General features: G+C 67.3%; 15 protein-coding genes. 7 read left to right on the forward strand and 8 right to left on the reverse strand.

Translation table 11 applies throughout. The features are described 5' to 3' along the window. Positions 1 to 11: 11 nt before the first annotated feature. Positions 12 to 782 (reverse strand): SDR family oxidoreductase, encoded by a 771-nt coding sequence (locus ACX80H_RS09400; RefSeq protein WP_459312790.1) that lies wholly within the window; start codon positions 780 to 782, stop codon positions 12 to 14. Next, a complete protein-coding gene (locus tag ACX80H_RS09405; RefSeq protein WP_459312792.1) occupies positions 782 to 2164 on the reverse strand; it encodes a GntP family permease in 1383 nt (460 codons plus the stop codon). Before ACX80H_RS09405 ends, ACX80H_RS09400 begins: the two co-directional genes overlap by 1 nt. Positions 2165 to 2274: 110 nt before the next feature. On the opposite strand from ACX80H_RS09405, the gene ACX80H_RS09410 reads away from it, so the two are divergent. Continuing rightward, entirely contained in the window at positions 2275 to 2982 is a 708-nt protein-coding gene (locus ACX80H_RS09410; protein ID WP_459312794.1) for a FadR/GntR family transcriptional regulator, read from the forward strand. A 40-nt stretch (positions 2983 to 3022) separates the two neighbouring features. On the opposite strand, the gene ACX80H_RS09415 is transcribed toward ACX80H_RS09410, so the two are convergent. Then, positions 3023 to 3787: a DUF72 domain-containing protein gene (locus tag ACX80H_RS09415; protein ID WP_459312796.1), complete on the reverse strand. Its 765-nt coding sequence runs from the start codon at positions 3785 to 3787 to the stop codon at positions 3023 to 3025. Between the two features lie 92 nt (positions 3788 to 3879). Between ACX80H_RS09415 and ACX80H_RS09420 the strand changes: the two genes are divergently transcribed. After that, on the forward strand, positions 3880 to 4539 hold the full coding sequence (locus ACX80H_RS09420; RefSeq protein WP_459312798.1) for a dihydrofolate reductase family protein: 660 nt from the start codon (positions 3880 to 3882) through the stop codon (positions 4537 to 4539). 17 nt (positions 4540 to 4556) lie between these two features. Here the strand turns inward: ACX80H_RS09420 and ACX80H_RS09425 are convergent, their stop codons facing one another. Continuing rightward, on the reverse strand, positions 4557 to 5033 hold the full coding sequence (locus tag ACX80H_RS09425) for a DUF4396 domain-containing protein (protein ID WP_459312800.1): 477 nt from the start codon (positions 5031 to 5033) through the stop codon (positions 4557 to 4559). Between the two features lie 58 nt (positions 5034 to 5091). Beyond that, a complete protein-coding gene (locus ACX80H_RS09430) occupies positions 5092 to 6120 on the reverse strand; it encodes a GlxA family transcriptional regulator (protein ID WP_459312801.1) in 1029 nt (342 codons plus the stop codon). A 212-nt stretch (positions 6121 to 6332) separates the two neighbouring features. On the opposite strand from ACX80H_RS09430, the gene ACX80H_RS09435 reads away from it, so the two are divergent. Continuing rightward, positions 6333 to 6986, forward strand: a complete 654-nt coding sequence (locus tag ACX80H_RS09435; RefSeq protein WP_459312803.1) for an isochorismatase family protein — start codon at positions 6333 to 6335, stop codon at positions 6984 to 6986. Between the two features lie 37 nt (positions 6987 to 7023). On the opposite strand, the gene ACX80H_RS09440 is transcribed toward ACX80H_RS09435, so the two are convergent. Further along, on the reverse strand, positions 7024 to 7995 hold the full coding sequence (locus ACX80H_RS09440) for an EamA family transporter (protein ID WP_459312805.1): 972 nt from the start codon (positions 7993 to 7995) through the stop codon (positions 7024 to 7026). An 87-nt stretch (positions 7996 to 8082) separates the two neighbouring features. Here ACX80H_RS09440 and ACX80H_RS09445 point away from each other — a divergent pair, with 87 nt between their 5' ends. From ACX80H_RS09445 to mmsB, 4 genes are all read left to right on the forward strand, one after another. Then, positions 8083 to 8628, forward strand: a complete 546-nt coding sequence (locus tag ACX80H_RS09445; protein ID WP_459312807.1) for a CGNR zinc finger domain-containing protein — start codon at positions 8083 to 8085, stop codon at positions 8626 to 8628. Positions 8629 to 8856: 228 nt separating this feature from the next. Continuing rightward, positions 8857 to 9981, forward strand: coding sequence for a multiple monosaccharide ABC transporter substrate-binding protein (gene chvE / locus ACX80H_RS09450; protein WP_459312809.1), 1125 nt, complete (start codon positions 8857 to 8859; stop codon positions 9979 to 9981). Between the two features lie 65 nt (positions 9982 to 10046). Next, the gene (mmsA, locus tag ACX80H_RS09455) at positions 10047 to 11594 is read left to right on the forward strand and encodes a multiple monosaccharide ABC transporter ATP-binding protein (protein WP_459312811.1); all 1548 of its coding nucleotides are present in this window, start codon (positions 10047 to 10049) and stop codon (positions 11592 to 11594) included. Then, positions 11591 to 12799, forward strand: coding sequence for a multiple monosaccharide ABC transporter permease (gene mmsB, locus ACX80H_RS09460; protein WP_459312813.1), 1209 nt, complete (start codon positions 11591 to 11593; stop codon positions 12797 to 12799). The genes mmsA and mmsB overlap by 4 nt, the downstream gene beginning before the upstream one ends. 81 nt (positions 12800 to 12880) lie before the next feature. Here mmsB and ACX80H_RS09465 read toward each other — a convergent pair whose 3' ends face one another. Together ACX80H_RS09465 and ACX80H_RS09470 are read right to left on the reverse strand one after the other, a co-directional pair. Beyond that, on the reverse strand, positions 12881 to 13669 hold the full coding sequence (locus tag ACX80H_RS09465) for an alpha/beta fold hydrolase (RefSeq protein ID WP_459312815.1): 789 nt from the start codon (positions 13667 to 13669) through the stop codon (positions 12881 to 12883). Positions 13670 to 13714: 45 nt separating this feature from the next. Next, the gene (locus tag ACX80H_RS09470; protein ID WP_459312817.1) at positions 13715 to 14773 is read right to left on the reverse strand and encodes a class I SAM-dependent methyltransferase; all 1059 of its coding nucleotides are present in this window, start codon (positions 14771 to 14773) and stop codon (positions 13715 to 13717) included. Positions 14774 to 14791 lie beyond the last annotated feature (18 nt).

Here is a 14791-nt window from a genome sequence, read left to right on the forward strand (position 1 = left end):
GTGAATCGTCGTCAGACGACGGACGTCATTCCGCCGTCGACGAAGATGTTCTGGCCGGACACGAACGTCGATGCGTCGGAGGCCAGGTAGACGAGGGTCCCGACGAGCTCCTCGAACTTGCCCCACCGCTGGGCGGGGGTGCGGTTGATGACCCAGGTGTTGAAGGCCTCGTCCCCGACCAGCGCCCGGTTCATCTCCGTCGCGAAGTACCCCGGAGAGATCGCGTTGACCTGGATGTTGAACCGGGCGAGGTCGGCCGCCATGCCCTTGGTGAGCATGGCGACTCCGCCCTTGGTCGCCGAGTACGGGGCGATGGTCTGGCGAGCGAGCATCGACTGGACCGAGCCGATGTTGATGACCTTGCCCGAACCCCGCTCCGCCATCCGCCGGGTGACCTGCTGGGAGACGTAGAAGACGCTCGACAGGTTCGTCGTGACGATGGCGTCCCAGTCGGCCGGGTCGAAGTCGTTGAACGGGGCGCGCCGCTGGATGCCGGCGTTGTTGACCAGGATGTCCGGCACACCGTGCTCGGCGACGAGCGCGGCGATACCCTCCGTGGCGGCGTCGGCGTCCGTGACGTCGAAGGTCGTGGTGGCCGGTACGGTGCCGGTGGCGTCACCGATGCCCTTGGCGGCGTTCGCCACGGCCTCCGGGTCGCGTCCGTGCACCACCACCCGTGCACCGGCCTGGGCCAGCCCGGTGGCGAGCGCGTACCCGAGGCCCCGGGAGGAGCCGGTGACCAGTGCGAGCCGGCCCGTGATGTCGAACGTACCCGCCGTCATCAGCCGATCCAGAAGATCACGAGGGTCAGCCCGAATCCGGCCACGGATTCGAGTGACTGCTGGACGGTCCAGGTCTTGAGCGTGGTCTTGACGTCCATGCCCATGAGCCGGCCGACGAGCCAGAAGCCGGAGTCGTTCACGTGGCTGGCGAACACGGATCCGGCCGCACTGGCGAGCGTGATCGCGGCGACCTCGAGGCCACTGAATCCGCCGGCCAGCACGGCGGGGGCCATGAGCCCGGCTGTGGTGACGAGCGCCACGGTCGCCGAGCCCTGCGCGACGCGGAGGATGACGGCGATGACGTAGGCGGCGACGATGATCGGCAGGCCGATCGACGCGAGTGAGTCCGAGAGGGCATCGCCGATACCGGAGGCGCGGAGCACACCACCGAACATCCCGCCCGCGCCGGTGATGAGGATGACGGAGCAGACCGGGCCCAGCGCGGAGTCGAGCACCTTCTCCAGGGCCGTACCGTTCTCGCCGCGCCGGTGACCCAGGACCGCGGTCGCCACCAGGACGGAGATGAGCAGCGCCACCGGGGAGGAGCCGATGACGGTCAGGACCTGCACCCAGGTCTGGTCCTCGGCGGAGACGACGCCTGCGGCGTCGAGGAAGTCCAGGCCGGTGTTCATGAAGATGAGCACGAGTGGCAGCAGCAGCATCGCGACCACGGTGGAGAACTTGGGCGGGTTGACCGGCTGGTCGTCGTCGATCGCACCGAACAGCGCCGGGACCGGCAGGATGTACTTGGTGGCGACGAACTTGCCCCACAGGTAGCCCGTGACGTACCAGACGGGGAAGGCGATGAGCAGACCGATGAGGAGTACCAGCCCGATGTTCGCACCATAGAGCTCGGTCGCGGCGACAGGGCCGGGGTGGGGCGGCACGAAGACGTGCATGACCGAGAAGGCCGTGGCGGCGGGGATGCCGTACAGCAGCACGTTGGTGCCGCCCATGCGCCGGGCGACGGCGAAGATGATGGGCAGCATGACGATCAGGCCGGCGTCGAAGAAGATCGGGAAGCCCATGATCAGCGAGGCGAGGCCGAGCGCGAACGGCGCACGCCGTTCACCGAAGACGTCGACGAGCTTGTCGGCGAGGACCCTGGCTCCGCCGCTGTGCTCGATCATCTTGCCGAGCATGGCCCCGAGGCCGATCAGCAGGGCGACGGAACCGAGGGTGGTGCCGAAGCTCGTCACCAGCGTAGTGACGATCTGGCTCGTGGGGATCCCGGTCGCAAAAGCGGTCGCGAGCGAGACGAGGACCAGCGTGAGGAACGCGTGCACCTTGAATCGAATGACCAGGACGAGGATCAGGGCGATCGCGCCCGCCGCGATGCCCAGCAGGGGTCCAGCCCCCAGTGTTTGGGTCCAATCTTCCACAGAACTCTCCGTTGATGTTCAGCCCCCGTGGGGCGGTTTTGCGCTTGGAGCGATAGTGTGTCACAAAGATCACACTTACAGCAAGAAAGATGACACCTTTGGGTCACCGCATGTCGAACCTGTCGCCCGCTCCGGTGCTGCACAATTCCATTCTCGAACGCCTCGGCACGGAGATCGTCCAGGGCGTCCGACCGCCGGGTAGCGTGATCACGCTCGCGCAGCTGGAGGACGAGGCCGGGGTCTCCCGGACGGTGATCCGCGAGGTCGTACGGATCCTCGAATCGATGGGCATGGTCGAGTCCCGGCGGCGCGTCGGCGTGACGGTGCTCCCCGCCACGTCGTGGAGCGTCCTGGATCCCCAGCTGATCCGCTGGCGGCTGACGGGAGCGGAACGGCATGCCCAGCTCCACCGGCTGACCGAGATGCGGCTCGCCCTCGAACCGACGGCCGCCCGACTCGCCGCGCGCCGGGCGTCTGCTGAAGTAGGAATAGAGCTGCTCGAACTCGCCAGTCGCCTGCGCATCCTCGGAGAGGCGGGCCAGGGCCAGGGCCAGCCTTACCTCGAGGCCGACATCGCGTTCCACGCCTTGCTGCTGGCGGCCAGCGGTAATGACATGATCGCCTCGCTGCACGGAATCGTGACGGAGGTGCTGGCGGGCCGTACCGATCTCGGCCTGAGCCCGGCAGACCCGGTCCCCGACGCGTTCGACAACCACGAGGCCATCGCCCGCGCCATCATGGACCGCGACGAAGACCGTGCGGAGCAGTACGCCAAGGCCGTCGTTCTGGAGGTGTGGCAGGAACTGGGCAACCTCTGAGCGACCGGGCGATACCCCGTTCCGGCACCCCGCCGACGGATCAGCCGGGCAGGCCGCCTGCGTGGACCAGCCCCCGGAGCGCCTCCGCGTTCCGCACGGCGTTGCCGCCGCCGTCGTTGTTGAAATAGACGTAGACGTCCCGACCGGAACGGTGCCACTCCCGGATCCGCTCCGCCCACCACCGCAGGTCCGCATCCGCGTACGAGCCCGCGTACAGATGTTCGTGGTCCGGCCCGTGCAGCCGCACGTACACGAAGGGCGCGGTCGCCCTCAGGATGCACGGCAGGCCGGCGCCGCTCATCACGCAGTACGCGGCCTGGTGCCGCTCGAGCAGCTCGTAGACGGCGTCGTCGTCCCAGCTGGGATGGCGGAACTCGACGGCCACCCGGATCCACCACGGGATCCGGGACAGGAAGTAGTCCAGGCGGGCGTCGTCGCGCTCCATGGCCGGCGGGAGCTGGACGAGCAGGACGGCCCGGCGGTCGCCCAACTCGTGCCAGCAGCGGGCGATCCGCTCGATCCAAACCTCCGGCGCGTACAGCTTCTTACCGTGCGTCAGCCCGCGCGGTGCCTTGACGGACAGCGCGAATCCGGGAGGAAGACGGCGTTGCCACCCGGCGAAGGTCGTATCGCGGGGCCAGCGGTAGAAACTGGCGTTGAGCTCCACCGTGTCGAACCGTGCCGTGTAGTGGTCCAATCGCCTCGCCGGCGGCGTCCCCTGCGGGTAGCAGACGCCGTTCCAGTGGTCGTAACTCCAGCCGGAGGTGCCGATGCGGATCTCGCTCACCGTCGCCACACTACTCATCTGCAGCCCGGTCCCGTACTTCCGCGGCTGGTCTTGAGCGGCGGGTCCGGGCACCGTACGGTGAGCGAACGGCAAGCACATCAGGAGATGACATGTCCCTCGTCCGCGTGCACAACTTCTCGGTCTCCCTCGACGGCTTCGGCACCGGCGAGGGCCAGCAGCTCGACGCCCCCTTCGGCCACGCGGGCTCACGCCTGATGGAGTGGGCCTTCGAGACGCGCACCTTCCGCGAGATGGGCATCCCCGGGGAATCGGAGGGATCCACCGGCGTCGACGAGGCGTTCGCGAGCAGGTGGGGGCGCGGGATCGGCGTCGAGATCATGGGACGCAACAAGTTCGGCCCGCACCGCGGCCCCTGGGAGGACGAGCAATGGAAGGGATGGTGGGGTGACGATCCCGTCTTCCACACCCCCGTCGTCGTCCTGACCCACCATCCCCGGCCGGTACTCGAGATGGAGGGCGGGACGACCTTCCATTTCGTCGATGCCGATCCCGTCTCCGCGCTCGAGCAGGCCCGCGCCCTGGCCGGCGGACTCGACGTCCGGATCGGGGGCGGCGTCAGCATCGTCCGGCAGTTCCTCAAGGCCGATCTGATCGATTCCATGCACGTCGTCCTGGTGCCGATCCTCCTGAGCCGGGGCGAACGGCTCTGGGATGGACTCGAAGGACTCGAAGAGCGTTTCGAGATCGAAACGACCCCTTCTCCGCGCGGAGTGATGCATCTGGTCTTCACCCGTCGCACCGCCCGGTAGGCCGCCCGTGCAGTAGATCAGTGGTGATACTGGGGGACGACGGCGTGGCCTTTGCCGCGGCTGATCAGCCAGCGGTTAACGGGTGTCGTGATGACGAAGGCCAGCACCAGGGACGCCGCGAGGGAACCCCAGAACAGGAGGGAGGCGATCCCGGCGTCCATCGCTCCCGGAATGGTGAGCATCGCCGTGTTGTCGATGATCTCCATGACGGCGATGGAGATGGTGTCCGCCGCGAGGGCCACCCTGAGGGCGCTCCGCCATGGCACGCCCACCCGCAGCATCCCGCGCATGGTGAACGCATACCCGAAGACGAACGCCAGCGTGACGGCCAGGGCCACCGTCGCCAGGTCGTGCAGGCCCAGGCTCGTGCCGATCACCATGCCCAGCACCTCGCCGATCGCACACCCGGTCAGGCAGTGCAGGGTCGCTGTCGCCGCCATCGACCAGGACGTCGCCGTCGCCCCGTGGTGGTCGTGATGCATGTTCTCGCTCATGTGCTTCCCCTTCAACTGGTCCCGTACCTGGCTGCGGACCGGGATGGCCCCGTCCTACTCATACCCCCCGTGGGTATGCGAATGGAACATACCCCCCAGGGGTATTTATTCCCCGCCCTGGGAGTGAAGCAGGCCCCGGCGCCGGAAGTGCCTCGAAGCGTCGTCGGTATTCCGTGGGCGTGGTCCTGAACGCTGCCGCGAAGTTCTGCCGCATCGTGACGGCACTGGCGAACCCGCTGGCCGCCGCGACCTGGTCCATGGGCAGGTTCGTCTCCTCGAGCAACCTGCGGCTCTCGTCGAGCCTCCTGCTGCGCACCCACGATGCAGGGGTGGCCCCGGTGCTCGCACGGAAGGTCCGGACGAAGGTACGCCGACTCATATGGGCCCGTGCTGCCAGTTGTTCGATGGTCAGCGGCTCGGCGAGGTTCTGGAGCGCCCACTCGAGCACTGCCGAGATCGGGTCCTCGCCACGCTGGGGCGGAAGGGGACGCTCGATGTACTGGGCCTGGCCCCCCTCGCGGTGCGGCGCCACGACGAGCGCCCGGGACACCGAGTTGGTCGCCGCCGCGCCGAGGTGCCTGCGCACCAGGTGCAGGCAGGCGTCTATGGCCGAAGCGGTCCCGGCCGACGTGATGACATCGCCGTGATCGATGTACAGGACGGATGCGTCCGTCCGGACGCTCGGACGCCGCTCCGCCAGGGCGTCCACGACCTTCCAGTGCGTGACCGCCTGCCGCCCGTCGAGCAACCCGGTGTCAGCAACGGGAAGAGCACCCATGCAGAGTCCCGCGATCGTCGCACCACGCTCATGGGCTGCCCTCAGGACATCCTGCAGCCCGTCCCCGGCGACCCTTCCGTCGTCGAACCATGAGGGCACGACGACGATGTCGGCAGCACCGGAGGCCTGCGGTCCCGCGACGCCGCTGATGAGGTAGCCCTCCGCGGTCCGGACGGCCCCCGCCCTGTCCGAGAACAGGGTCGTCGTCCACTGCTCGTACCCCTGCCGCCTGACCTCGTCGAAGACCATCTGCGGCACCGCGAGATGGAACATCGGCACGCCGTCGAAGGCGTAGATGGCGATGTGCACGGATCCTCCGATCGATGAAGCGCCCGCCGAGCGGCTGCCCCGGCAGAGGATCGTCGGCCTCTCCCCGATCAGGGGCTGCCGGACTCAGGAAGCAGAATGCTGGCGCAAATCCATCGTAGATCAGCAGTCGTGCCACTCCCACCGATAAGCGCCGGGGCGAAGAATGAAGGAATGCCGTCACCGGACGGCACCGGAAGCCTAGGAGAACCCCCATGACCGCACCCCGTCGCGCACTCGTCATCGTCGACGTCCAGCAGCAGTACTTCGACGGCCCGCTGGAGATCCAGTACCCGCCGCACGCCGAATCGCTGCCGAACATCGTGCGGGCGATCGACGCCGCCACCGCTGCAGGCATTCCCGTCGTCGCCGTCCAGCACAGCGCGGGAGAGGGAGCTCCCGTCTTCGATCCGGCGTCCGCGCAGTTCGCACTCCACCCCGAGGTGGAGCAGCGCAAGGCAGAGACCTGGAAGTTGCTCATCAAGCAGTACGGCTCCGTATATGCGGGCACCGATCTCGCCGACTGGCTGCGAGGTCAGCAGATCGACACGGTCACCCTGGTCGGTTACATGACGAACAACTGCATCCTCGCCTCCTCCCTCGAGGCGGAGTTCCTCGGCATCAGCACCGAGGTCCTGTCGGACGGCACCGGCGCCATCAACCTCGCCAACGAGGCGGGCTTCGCGCCCGCACGGGCCGTGCACGAGACGCTGATGGCCCTCCTGAATTCCAACTGGGCCACGGTCTCCACGACCGGGGCATGGACCAGGGCGCTCGCGGCCGGACAGCCGCTCGCGGGAAGCGACCTGGGTAGCTCCGCCATGGCCGGCGCCGAGCGTGCTGCGCAGACGGACGACATGCGGGTGTGAGGCGGCGTCGGCGCAGGACAGGCAGCCGCAGCCGCCGTCAGGGCCTCGGCAGCGGCTCCACGGGGTTGGGCCGGTCCAGCGCGGCCGCCCGGGGGGCTTCGCTGCTGCGCAGCTCGTCCAGCCGCACGCACACCACGCCCGCGACGATCAGGAGTCCGCCGAGCAGCTGCATGACCCCGGGCAGCTCGCCGAGGATGAGCCATGCCGCGAGCACGGCGAACATCACCTCGGTCAGCGCCACGAAGCTTGCCACCTTGGAACCGAGGCGCTGGGCGGCGAGGATGCCGGTCACGTACGCCGCCACCGTCGCCACGAGGACGAGGACGGCGACGGGCACGATCCAGCTATAGGTGCCTCCGGCCAGCGAGACGTCCGCGAACACGAACCGGAACGGCATGATCCCCGTCAGTCCGAGGACCAGGATGCTCGCGGCGGCGACCACCATCCCCCCGCCTGCCATCACGAGCGGAGGGAGCGATTCGTCCACCCGTGCGGACATGAGGAAGTACACGACGAGGCACACGGCCGCGGCGATCCCGAAGAGGATCCCGACCGGGTCGAGCCGGGTGTCACCGGTGAGGTCCAGGACCAGCAGGAGTCCGAGGATGGCCGTGACGGCCCCGATGATCGTGAGCACCTGCGGCGCCTTCCGCGAGCGCAGCCACAGGAAGCCGACGAGCAGCACGGGCGCCAGGTACTCGAGCAGGAGCGAGACGCCGACGGACATGCGCTGGACGGCGCTGAAGTAGAACAGCTGGCACAGGGCGATCGCCGTGGTGCCGTAGATGGCGATCGTCAGCGCATTGCCGCGGAGCGTGGACCAGCGTCCGCGCATGGCGATCAGCACCGGGACGAGCAACACGAGGGCCGCTCCCCCGATCCGGAGGCCGACGGCGGCACCGGGGCTCCAGCCGATCTCGAGGAGGGACTTCGCGAACGGGCCCGAGACGCCGAACGTGGCTGCCGAGACGAGTGCTATCCAGAGGCCGGCGGTGGGGCGCAGGGTCACGTCCACTCCTTCGGATCGATGATTGGTGTCATGGGTGACAAGTAGTTATGGTCGTGACACTAGAGGTGTGCGATGTCAGGAGTCAACATGTCTTTCACCTATGACACGGAAGTGGCACTCGCGTCGGCCGCCGCGCTCATCAACACCGCCAGGGAGGATGCCGATCCGCTCGACACCCTCGAGGGGCTCGACCGCTTCCTCGCCGAGCAGCGCTTCTCCGGCTCCCGGACACACACGGAGGCCGAGCTCCGGGCGGTCCGTACCCTGCGTGCCGAGCTCGAGGTGATCTGGTTCGCGGAGGAGGACGACGCCGTCGGGCTCGTGAACGCGATCCTTCGCCGCACCAATGCACTCCCCCAGCTCGTCCGGCACGACGAGTGGGACTGGCACCTCCACGCCACCGCGCCCGAGGCTCCCCTCGAGGAGCGCATGGCCACGGAGGCCGCGATGGCCCTGGCCGACGTGATCCGCGGACACGAGCTCGACCGCCTCCGCTCCTGCGCGGCCGAGGACTGCGACGGCGTGGTGCTGGACCTGAGCCGCAACCGGTCACGGCGCTTCTGCGACACCGGCAACTGTGCCAACCGGACCCATGTGAAGGCATACCGCGCCCGGAGGGCCCGGAGCGCCTAGGACACGGCAACATATCACTTCGGTAACGTTCGTCCGAAGCCTTGATGAAACGCTTGTCAGTCGATATGTTGTCTTCGCCTACATATTGTCGATGGCGACGTCGACCGGGCGCTACAGCGTTGTTTCAGCTCGATCCAGCCGGAAGGGACACCAGAGGCGATCCGCCGGCATTGCCGGCTCGTTCCTCTGCACGCCCCCTCGGTCGGGTCCCTTTCAAAGGCACTACCCATGACCACGATCAAGAATGTCTCGGCCTTCCTGCTGGCAGTCGGTGTCGCAGCGGGCATGTCGGCCTGTGCGCCGGCAGGATCGACCGCTCCCGAAGCCGAGGGCGACGACGCCACCACCACCTGCAACGTCGGTATCTCCATGCCCACCCGGAGCCTCGAGCGCTGGATCAACGACGGCGAGGGACTCAAGGAGAAGCTCGAGGCCGCGGACTGCACCGTCGACCTCCAGTACGCCGACAACAAGACGGACCAGCAGATCAGCCAGATCCAGAACCAGGTCGCCGGCGGAGCGAAGATCCTCGTCGTCGCAGCGATCGACGGCCAGACGCTCGGCCCCGCGCTCGAGGACGCCGCATCCCAGGACGTCAAGGTCATCGCCTACGACCGGCTGATCAACGGCACAGAAGCCGTGGACTACTACGCCACGTTCGACAACTACAAGGTCGGCCAGCTCCAGGGCCAGTTCATCGAGGAGCAGCTCGGCCTCGCCGACGGCAAGGGCCCGTTCAACCTCGAGCCCTTCGCCGGCAGCCCCGATGACAACAACGCCGCGTTCTTCTTCGCCGGCGCCTGGGACGTCCTGCTGCCCTACGTCGAGTCCGGCCAGCTGGTCGTCCCCTCCGGGAAGTCCCCCGCCGACAACGACGGCTGGAAGGCCATCGGCATCCTCGGCTGGGGTTCGGATGACGCCCAGGCCGAGATGGACAACCGCCTGCAGTCCTTCTACACCGGCGGCGACAAGGTCGACGTCGTCCTGTCCCCGAACGACAGCCTCGCGCTGGGCATCGAGGCCTCCCTCGACGCCGCAGGCTACAAGCCCGGCACCGACTGGCCCCTCATCACCGGGCAGGACGCGGACGTCGCCAACGTCAAGGCCATCCTGGGAGACCAGCAGTCGATGACCGTCTGGAAGGACACCCGCGAACTCGGCAGCCAGGTCGAGTCGATGATCACCGCGATCGTCGCCGGCGACGAGGTCGAGGTCAACGACACCGAGACCTACGACAACGGCAGCAAGGTCGTTCCCTCATACCTCCTGGATCCCGAGGTCGTGACGAAGGACGACGTCGAGCCGAAGCTCGTGGAGTCCGGCTTCGTCAAGGCAGCAGACATCGGTCTCTGACCTCCGGGAGCGGGGCGCGACCGTGCCCCCCCCCCGCTCTTCCCCTCCAGCGAAGCGAGTACAGCATGAGTGACGTAATCCTCGAGATGGACGGAATCGTCAAGGAGTTCAGCGGCATCAGGGCCCTCGACGGCGTCTCGGTGAGCGTGGAGCGCGGCGAGGTCCACGCGATCTGCGGTGAGAACGGGGCGGGGAAGTCCACCCTGATGAAGGTGCTCAGCGGCGTCTACCCGCACGGCAGCTTCGACGGGACGATCACGCTCGACGGACGGCCGGTCGCCTACAGCTCCATCAATGACAGCGAGCGCGACGGCGTCGTCATCATCCACCAGGAACTGGCCCTCAGCCCCTACCTGTCCATCGCCGAGAACATCTTCCTGGGCAACGAGGTCCAGCGCGGCGGGGTGATCGACTGGAACAAGACGAACCTCATGGCCACCGAGCTCCTCGCGCGCGTAGGGCTGCAGGAGAATCCCGCGACGAAGGTCCTCGAGCTGGGAGTGGGCAAGCAGCAACTCGTCGAGATCGCGAAGGCGCTGTCGAAGGAGGTCAAGCTCCTCATCCTCGACGAGCCGACCGCAGCCCTGAACGACGACGACTCCGCCCACCTGCTGGGCCTGATCGAGCAGCTGCGCACCCAGGGCATCACCTCGATCATCATCTCCCACAAGCTGAAGGAGATCCGCGCCATCGCCGACACGGTCACCGTCATCCGCGACGGGCAGACCATCGAATCCTTCGACGTGACGGACAGCGACGACATCGAGACCCGCATCATCCGAGCCATGGTGGGGCGGCCGCTGGACCATCAGTTCCCGCCGCGGGAACCGGACATCGGCGAGGAGAAGTTCCGGGTCGAGGAATGGACCGTGCACCACCCCATCGACGTGGAGAGGGTCGTCGTCGACCGCGCGTCGTTCTCCGTGCGCGCCGGGGAGATCGTCGGCTTCGCCGGACTCATGGGAGCCGGACGGACGGAACTGGCGATGAGCATCTTCGGACGCTCCTACGGGAGCGGGATCTCCGGGCGGGTCTACAAGGACGGCAAGGAGATCCAGACGCGGACCGTCGGCGAGGCGATCCGGAACGGGATCGCCTATGTGACCGAGGACCGCAAGCGCTACGGCCTGAACCTGATCGGCAGCATCACGGTCAACGTCTCGGCGGCTGCTCTCGGCAAGCTCGCCAAGCTCGGCATCATCGACCGGAACAGGGAGTACGCCGTCGCGGACGAGTACCGCAAGCAGATGAACATCAAGACGCCGAGCGTCTCCGCCGTGGTGGGCAACCTGTCCGGCGGGAACCAGCAGAAAGTCGTGCTCAGCAAGTGGATCTACTCGGGGCCCGACGTGCTGATCCTCGATGAACCGACGCGCGGAATCGACGTCGGTGCCAAGTACGAGATCTACGGAATCATCAACGAGATGGCGGCCCAGGGCAAAGCGGTGATCGTCATCTCCAGCGAGTTGCCCGAACTGATCGGGCTCTCGGACCGCATCTACACCATCGCGGAAGGCAAGCTCACCGGCGAGCTGGATCGCGCCCATGCCAGCCAGGAGGAACTCATGCGCCACATGACCGCCGCCCGGACCCAAGGAGCACAGGCCTCATGACCACCACCACACCCGAGCAGGCCACCGCGCCCGTCCCGCCACGGCCGGAGCTCGCAAAGAAGAAGCGGCGCAGGGTCGACATGCGCCAGTACGGCATCCTCGCCGCACTCGCCGTCATCATCCTGCTGTTCCAGGTCCTCACCGGCGGCCGCCTCCTGTACCCGGGCAACGTGAGCAACCTGATCCAGCAGAACGCCTACGTGCTCATCCTCGCCATCGGGATGGTGATCGTCATCATCGCGGGGCACATCGACCTGTCCGTGGGATCGATCGTCGCCACGGTAGGAGCAGTTGCCGCACTGTCCATGAACAGCTGGGGGCTCCCGTGGGGTGCCGCCGTCGCGCTGTCGCTTCTCGTGGGCGCGCTGATCGGCGCGTGGCAGGGCTTCTGGGTCGCCTTCGTGGGCATACCGGCCTTCATCGTGACGCTCGCGGGAATGCTCGTGTTCCGCGGCGTGGCCCTCGTCCTGCTGACCGGTGGAACCATCAGCGGACTGCCGCGGGCCTTCAACTCCATCGGCTCCGGCACGCTTCCCGCCACCGGCACCCCGGATCTCATCACGCTCGGCATCGGAGCCCTGGCCTCGCTGGCCCTGGTCGCCCAGCAGCTCAAGGGACGCGCGGACCTGCGCCGCCTGAACCTGCCCCGTGAGCGCACGGTGTCCTTCGTCCTCAAGGTCGCGATCGCCGTCGTCGCCATCATGTACCTGTGCTACCTGCTCGCGTACAACCGCGGCACGCCTATCATCCTCGTCATCCTCGCGACCCTCGTCCTGCTCTATTCGTTCCTGCTCTCGCGGACCGTTTTCGGACGCCACGTCTACGCGATGGGTGGGAACCTCTACGCGGCGATGATGTCCGGGGTGAAGACGAAGTGGGTCAACTTCTTCATCTTCGTGAACATGGGCTTCCTCGCCGGTCTTGCCGGCGTGGTCAGCACGGCCCGCGCGGGCAGCGCCGTGGCATCCGCCGGTGGAAGCTTCGAACTCGACGCCATCGCGGCCGTCTTCATCGGTGGAGCTGCGGTGCAGGGCGGGGTCGGGACGGTCGTCGGCGCGGTGATCGGCGGCCTGGTCATGGGTGTCCTCAACCAGGGGCTGTCGATCCTCTCGGTCGACGCGGCATGGCAGCAGGTCATCAAGGGCCTGGTGCTCCTGCTCGCGGTGGCGTTCGACGTCTACAGCAAGCGCCGCACGGGCCGCTAGGCGTACGGAGCCGGAGCGCCGGTTGCATGGCGGATGAAGACCTCTTGTGTCGGTGGTTGCACGACGACGACCAAGGGGTCTTCATCCTTTTTCGATGGAGTCGAAGAACGTCAAGGTGTCGCGCGCGACCAGGTCCGGGCATTCCCAGAGGACCATGTGAGCGACCCCCGGGTAGATCTTCACTGTCGAGCCGGGTATTCGAGCCGCCAGGGCTTGCTGGTCCTTCCGAGGCAGCAGTCCGTCATGCTCGCCCCATAGGAGCAGTGTGGGAACGCGGATATCCCCCGAGTCGGTCGGTGGTGTCGCGGTGCTCAAGCCCTGCAGGATGCCCTTCCAGGCATGGGCGGGCATCGTGACACCGTCGAGGACCCGGTCCTCGATGAACCACGAGGGAACCTCGTGCAGTAGCGGATACCAGGAGAGCGACTCCCGGACCCAGTTCTCGTCGACGGGATCGGTCAGGCGCTCCACTTCATCCGCGAACGGGGCCCGTCCGTGAAGACTCAGGGGAACACCCGCGAGTACCAGCGCCGAGACTCTCTCCGGGTATGTGACGGCCAGCTGCTGAGCGACATATCCACCGCTGGAGGAGCCAAGAATGCAGACCGTCGGCACGTCGAGTGCGTCGAGGATCGCGGCAACGTCTTCCGCCTGGTCCGACAGGGAGTAACCGGACTCCGGTTTGTCCGCGTCGCCCTGCCCGCGGAGATCGGGGGCGTAGATCCTGCACCCGGGAAGCAGCGGTACGAGCCGGTCGAAACACCGCCGGGACTCGCCCCACGCGTGCAGCAGCAGTACGGGCCGCGCGTCGACGTCGCCGTGGACGAGACACGGTACCGATATGCGTGTCCGGAGCTTCAGATCCAGCACCTGTGATTCCATCACCCGGCTGACCGACCTCCCTGGGCAGTGCAGCTAGGGCACCAGCTCGTAGAAGCGGAAGAACCCGAAGTCCTCGATCGGCAGGATCCTTACCTCGGTGAACCCGGCGTCCAGTGCGTATCGGCGCAGCGTGTCCGGTCGCATGACGGTGCCGGTAGCGGCACTGTCGGGGTGAGCCATTCCGTCGGGCAGGCAGATCAGCAGACTGAAGCCGTACATGAGCCGCTCCAGATCGTCGCCCGGAGGAGCGAAGGATGCGGCCACGGCCTCGTCCATGACGATCACGGTGCCGTCCTGCCGGAGCGCCCTGCGCGCCGCAGCCAGCACCTCGACCGGGTACGGCATGTCATGGATGCACTCGAAGGCGAAGATCGCGTCGAACTGGGCCGCGGGCAACTCCGTCGCGTCGGCGTGCTCGAAGCTGACCGCACTGCCCGCATCGGTCGCGTTGGTCCGGGCGAGCTCGATCGACTCGGTGTCGATATCGAATCCTCGTACCTGCGCCGTCGGAGACATCCGGGCAAGTGCGATCGTCGACCAACCGGCGCCACAGCCGATGTCGGCGATCCTGGCCCCGTCGGCCTGCAATCGGGACATCAGCGAAGGTACTTCACCCAGCGCTCCGGCCAGTCTCGACTCGAACCAGGGTCGGTTCATATCAGCCTGGGACTCGCGGGCATCAGCGCCGAACTCGGACCACGGGACTCCGGTGCCGGTCCGATAGGAACGGTGCAGCGCAGGAAGCTGAATGGCCGCACCCGCGAAGATCCGGGCCAGTGGTGCAAGGTAATTGAGGCTGCTGCTGTCCGTGAGGACTTCGGCCGAGCCCTGCGGCAGGGTGAAACGGCGGCTGCCGTCCTCCGTGACTGTCAGGAGGCCTGTGATGGCCTGTTGCTCGAGCCACTCGCGGACGTATCGCTCGGGAGTGTCCGTGCGATCCGCCAGTTCGGACGACGACGCAGGCCCCTCCCCTGCAAGGCTCCGGTACCAGCCGAGCCGGTCACCGAGGTAGATGGCGAGTATGTCTACCGTGCCGAGCGCCGCAGTGAGGATGCGTTCTGCGACAGCTTCGGCATCCGGCTCTGGGCGCATTCTTCCTCCGACGATGGT

The sequence above is a fragment of the Arthrobacter pasteuri genome, assembly GCF_054510955.1.

Excerpts from the sequence above, each read along its gene's own strand:
- ACX80H_RS09470 (WP_459312817.1), bottom strand. The coding sequence starts at position 14,773 with ATGCGCCCAGAGCCGGATGCCGAAGCTGTCGCAGAACGCATCCTCACT.
- ACX80H_RS09425 (WP_459312800.1), bottom strand. The coding sequence starts at position 5,033 with ATGAGCGAGAACATGCATCACGACCACCACGGGGCGACGGCGACGTCC.
- ACX80H_RS09420 (WP_459312798.1), top strand. The coding sequence starts at position 3,880 with ATGTCCCTCGTCCGCGTGCACAACTTCTCGGTCTCCCTCGACGGCTTC.
- ACX80H_RS09410 (WP_459312794.1), top strand. The coding sequence starts at position 2,275 with ATGTCGAACCTGTCGCCCGCTCCGGTGCTGCACAATTCCATTCTCGAA.
- mmsA (WP_459312811.1), top strand. The coding sequence starts at position 10,047 with ATGAGTGACGTAATCCTCGAGATGGACGGAATCGTCAAGGAGTTCAGC.
- ACX80H_RS09445 (WP_459312807.1), top strand. The coding sequence starts at position 8,083 with ATGTCTTTCACCTATGACACGGAAGTGGCACTCGCGTCGGCCGCCGCG.
- ACX80H_RS09435 (WP_459312803.1), top strand. The coding sequence starts at position 6,333 with ATGACCGCACCCCGTCGCGCACTCGTCATCGTCGACGTCCAGCAGCAG.
- ACX80H_RS09400 (WP_459312790.1), bottom strand. The coding sequence starts at position 782 with ATGACGGCGGGTACGTTCGACATCACGGGCCGGCTCGCACTGGTCACC.
- mmsB (WP_459312813.1), top strand. The coding sequence starts at position 11,591 with ATGACCACCACCACACCCGAGCAGGCCACCGCGCCCGTCCCGCCACGG.
- ACX80H_RS09415 (WP_459312796.1), bottom strand. The coding sequence starts at position 3,787 with ATGAGTAGTGTGGCGACGGTGAGCGAGATCCGCATCGGCACCTCCGGC.
- chvE (WP_459312809.1), top strand. The coding sequence starts at position 8,857 with ATGACCACGATCAAGAATGTCTCGGCCTTCCTGCTGGCAGTCGGTGTC.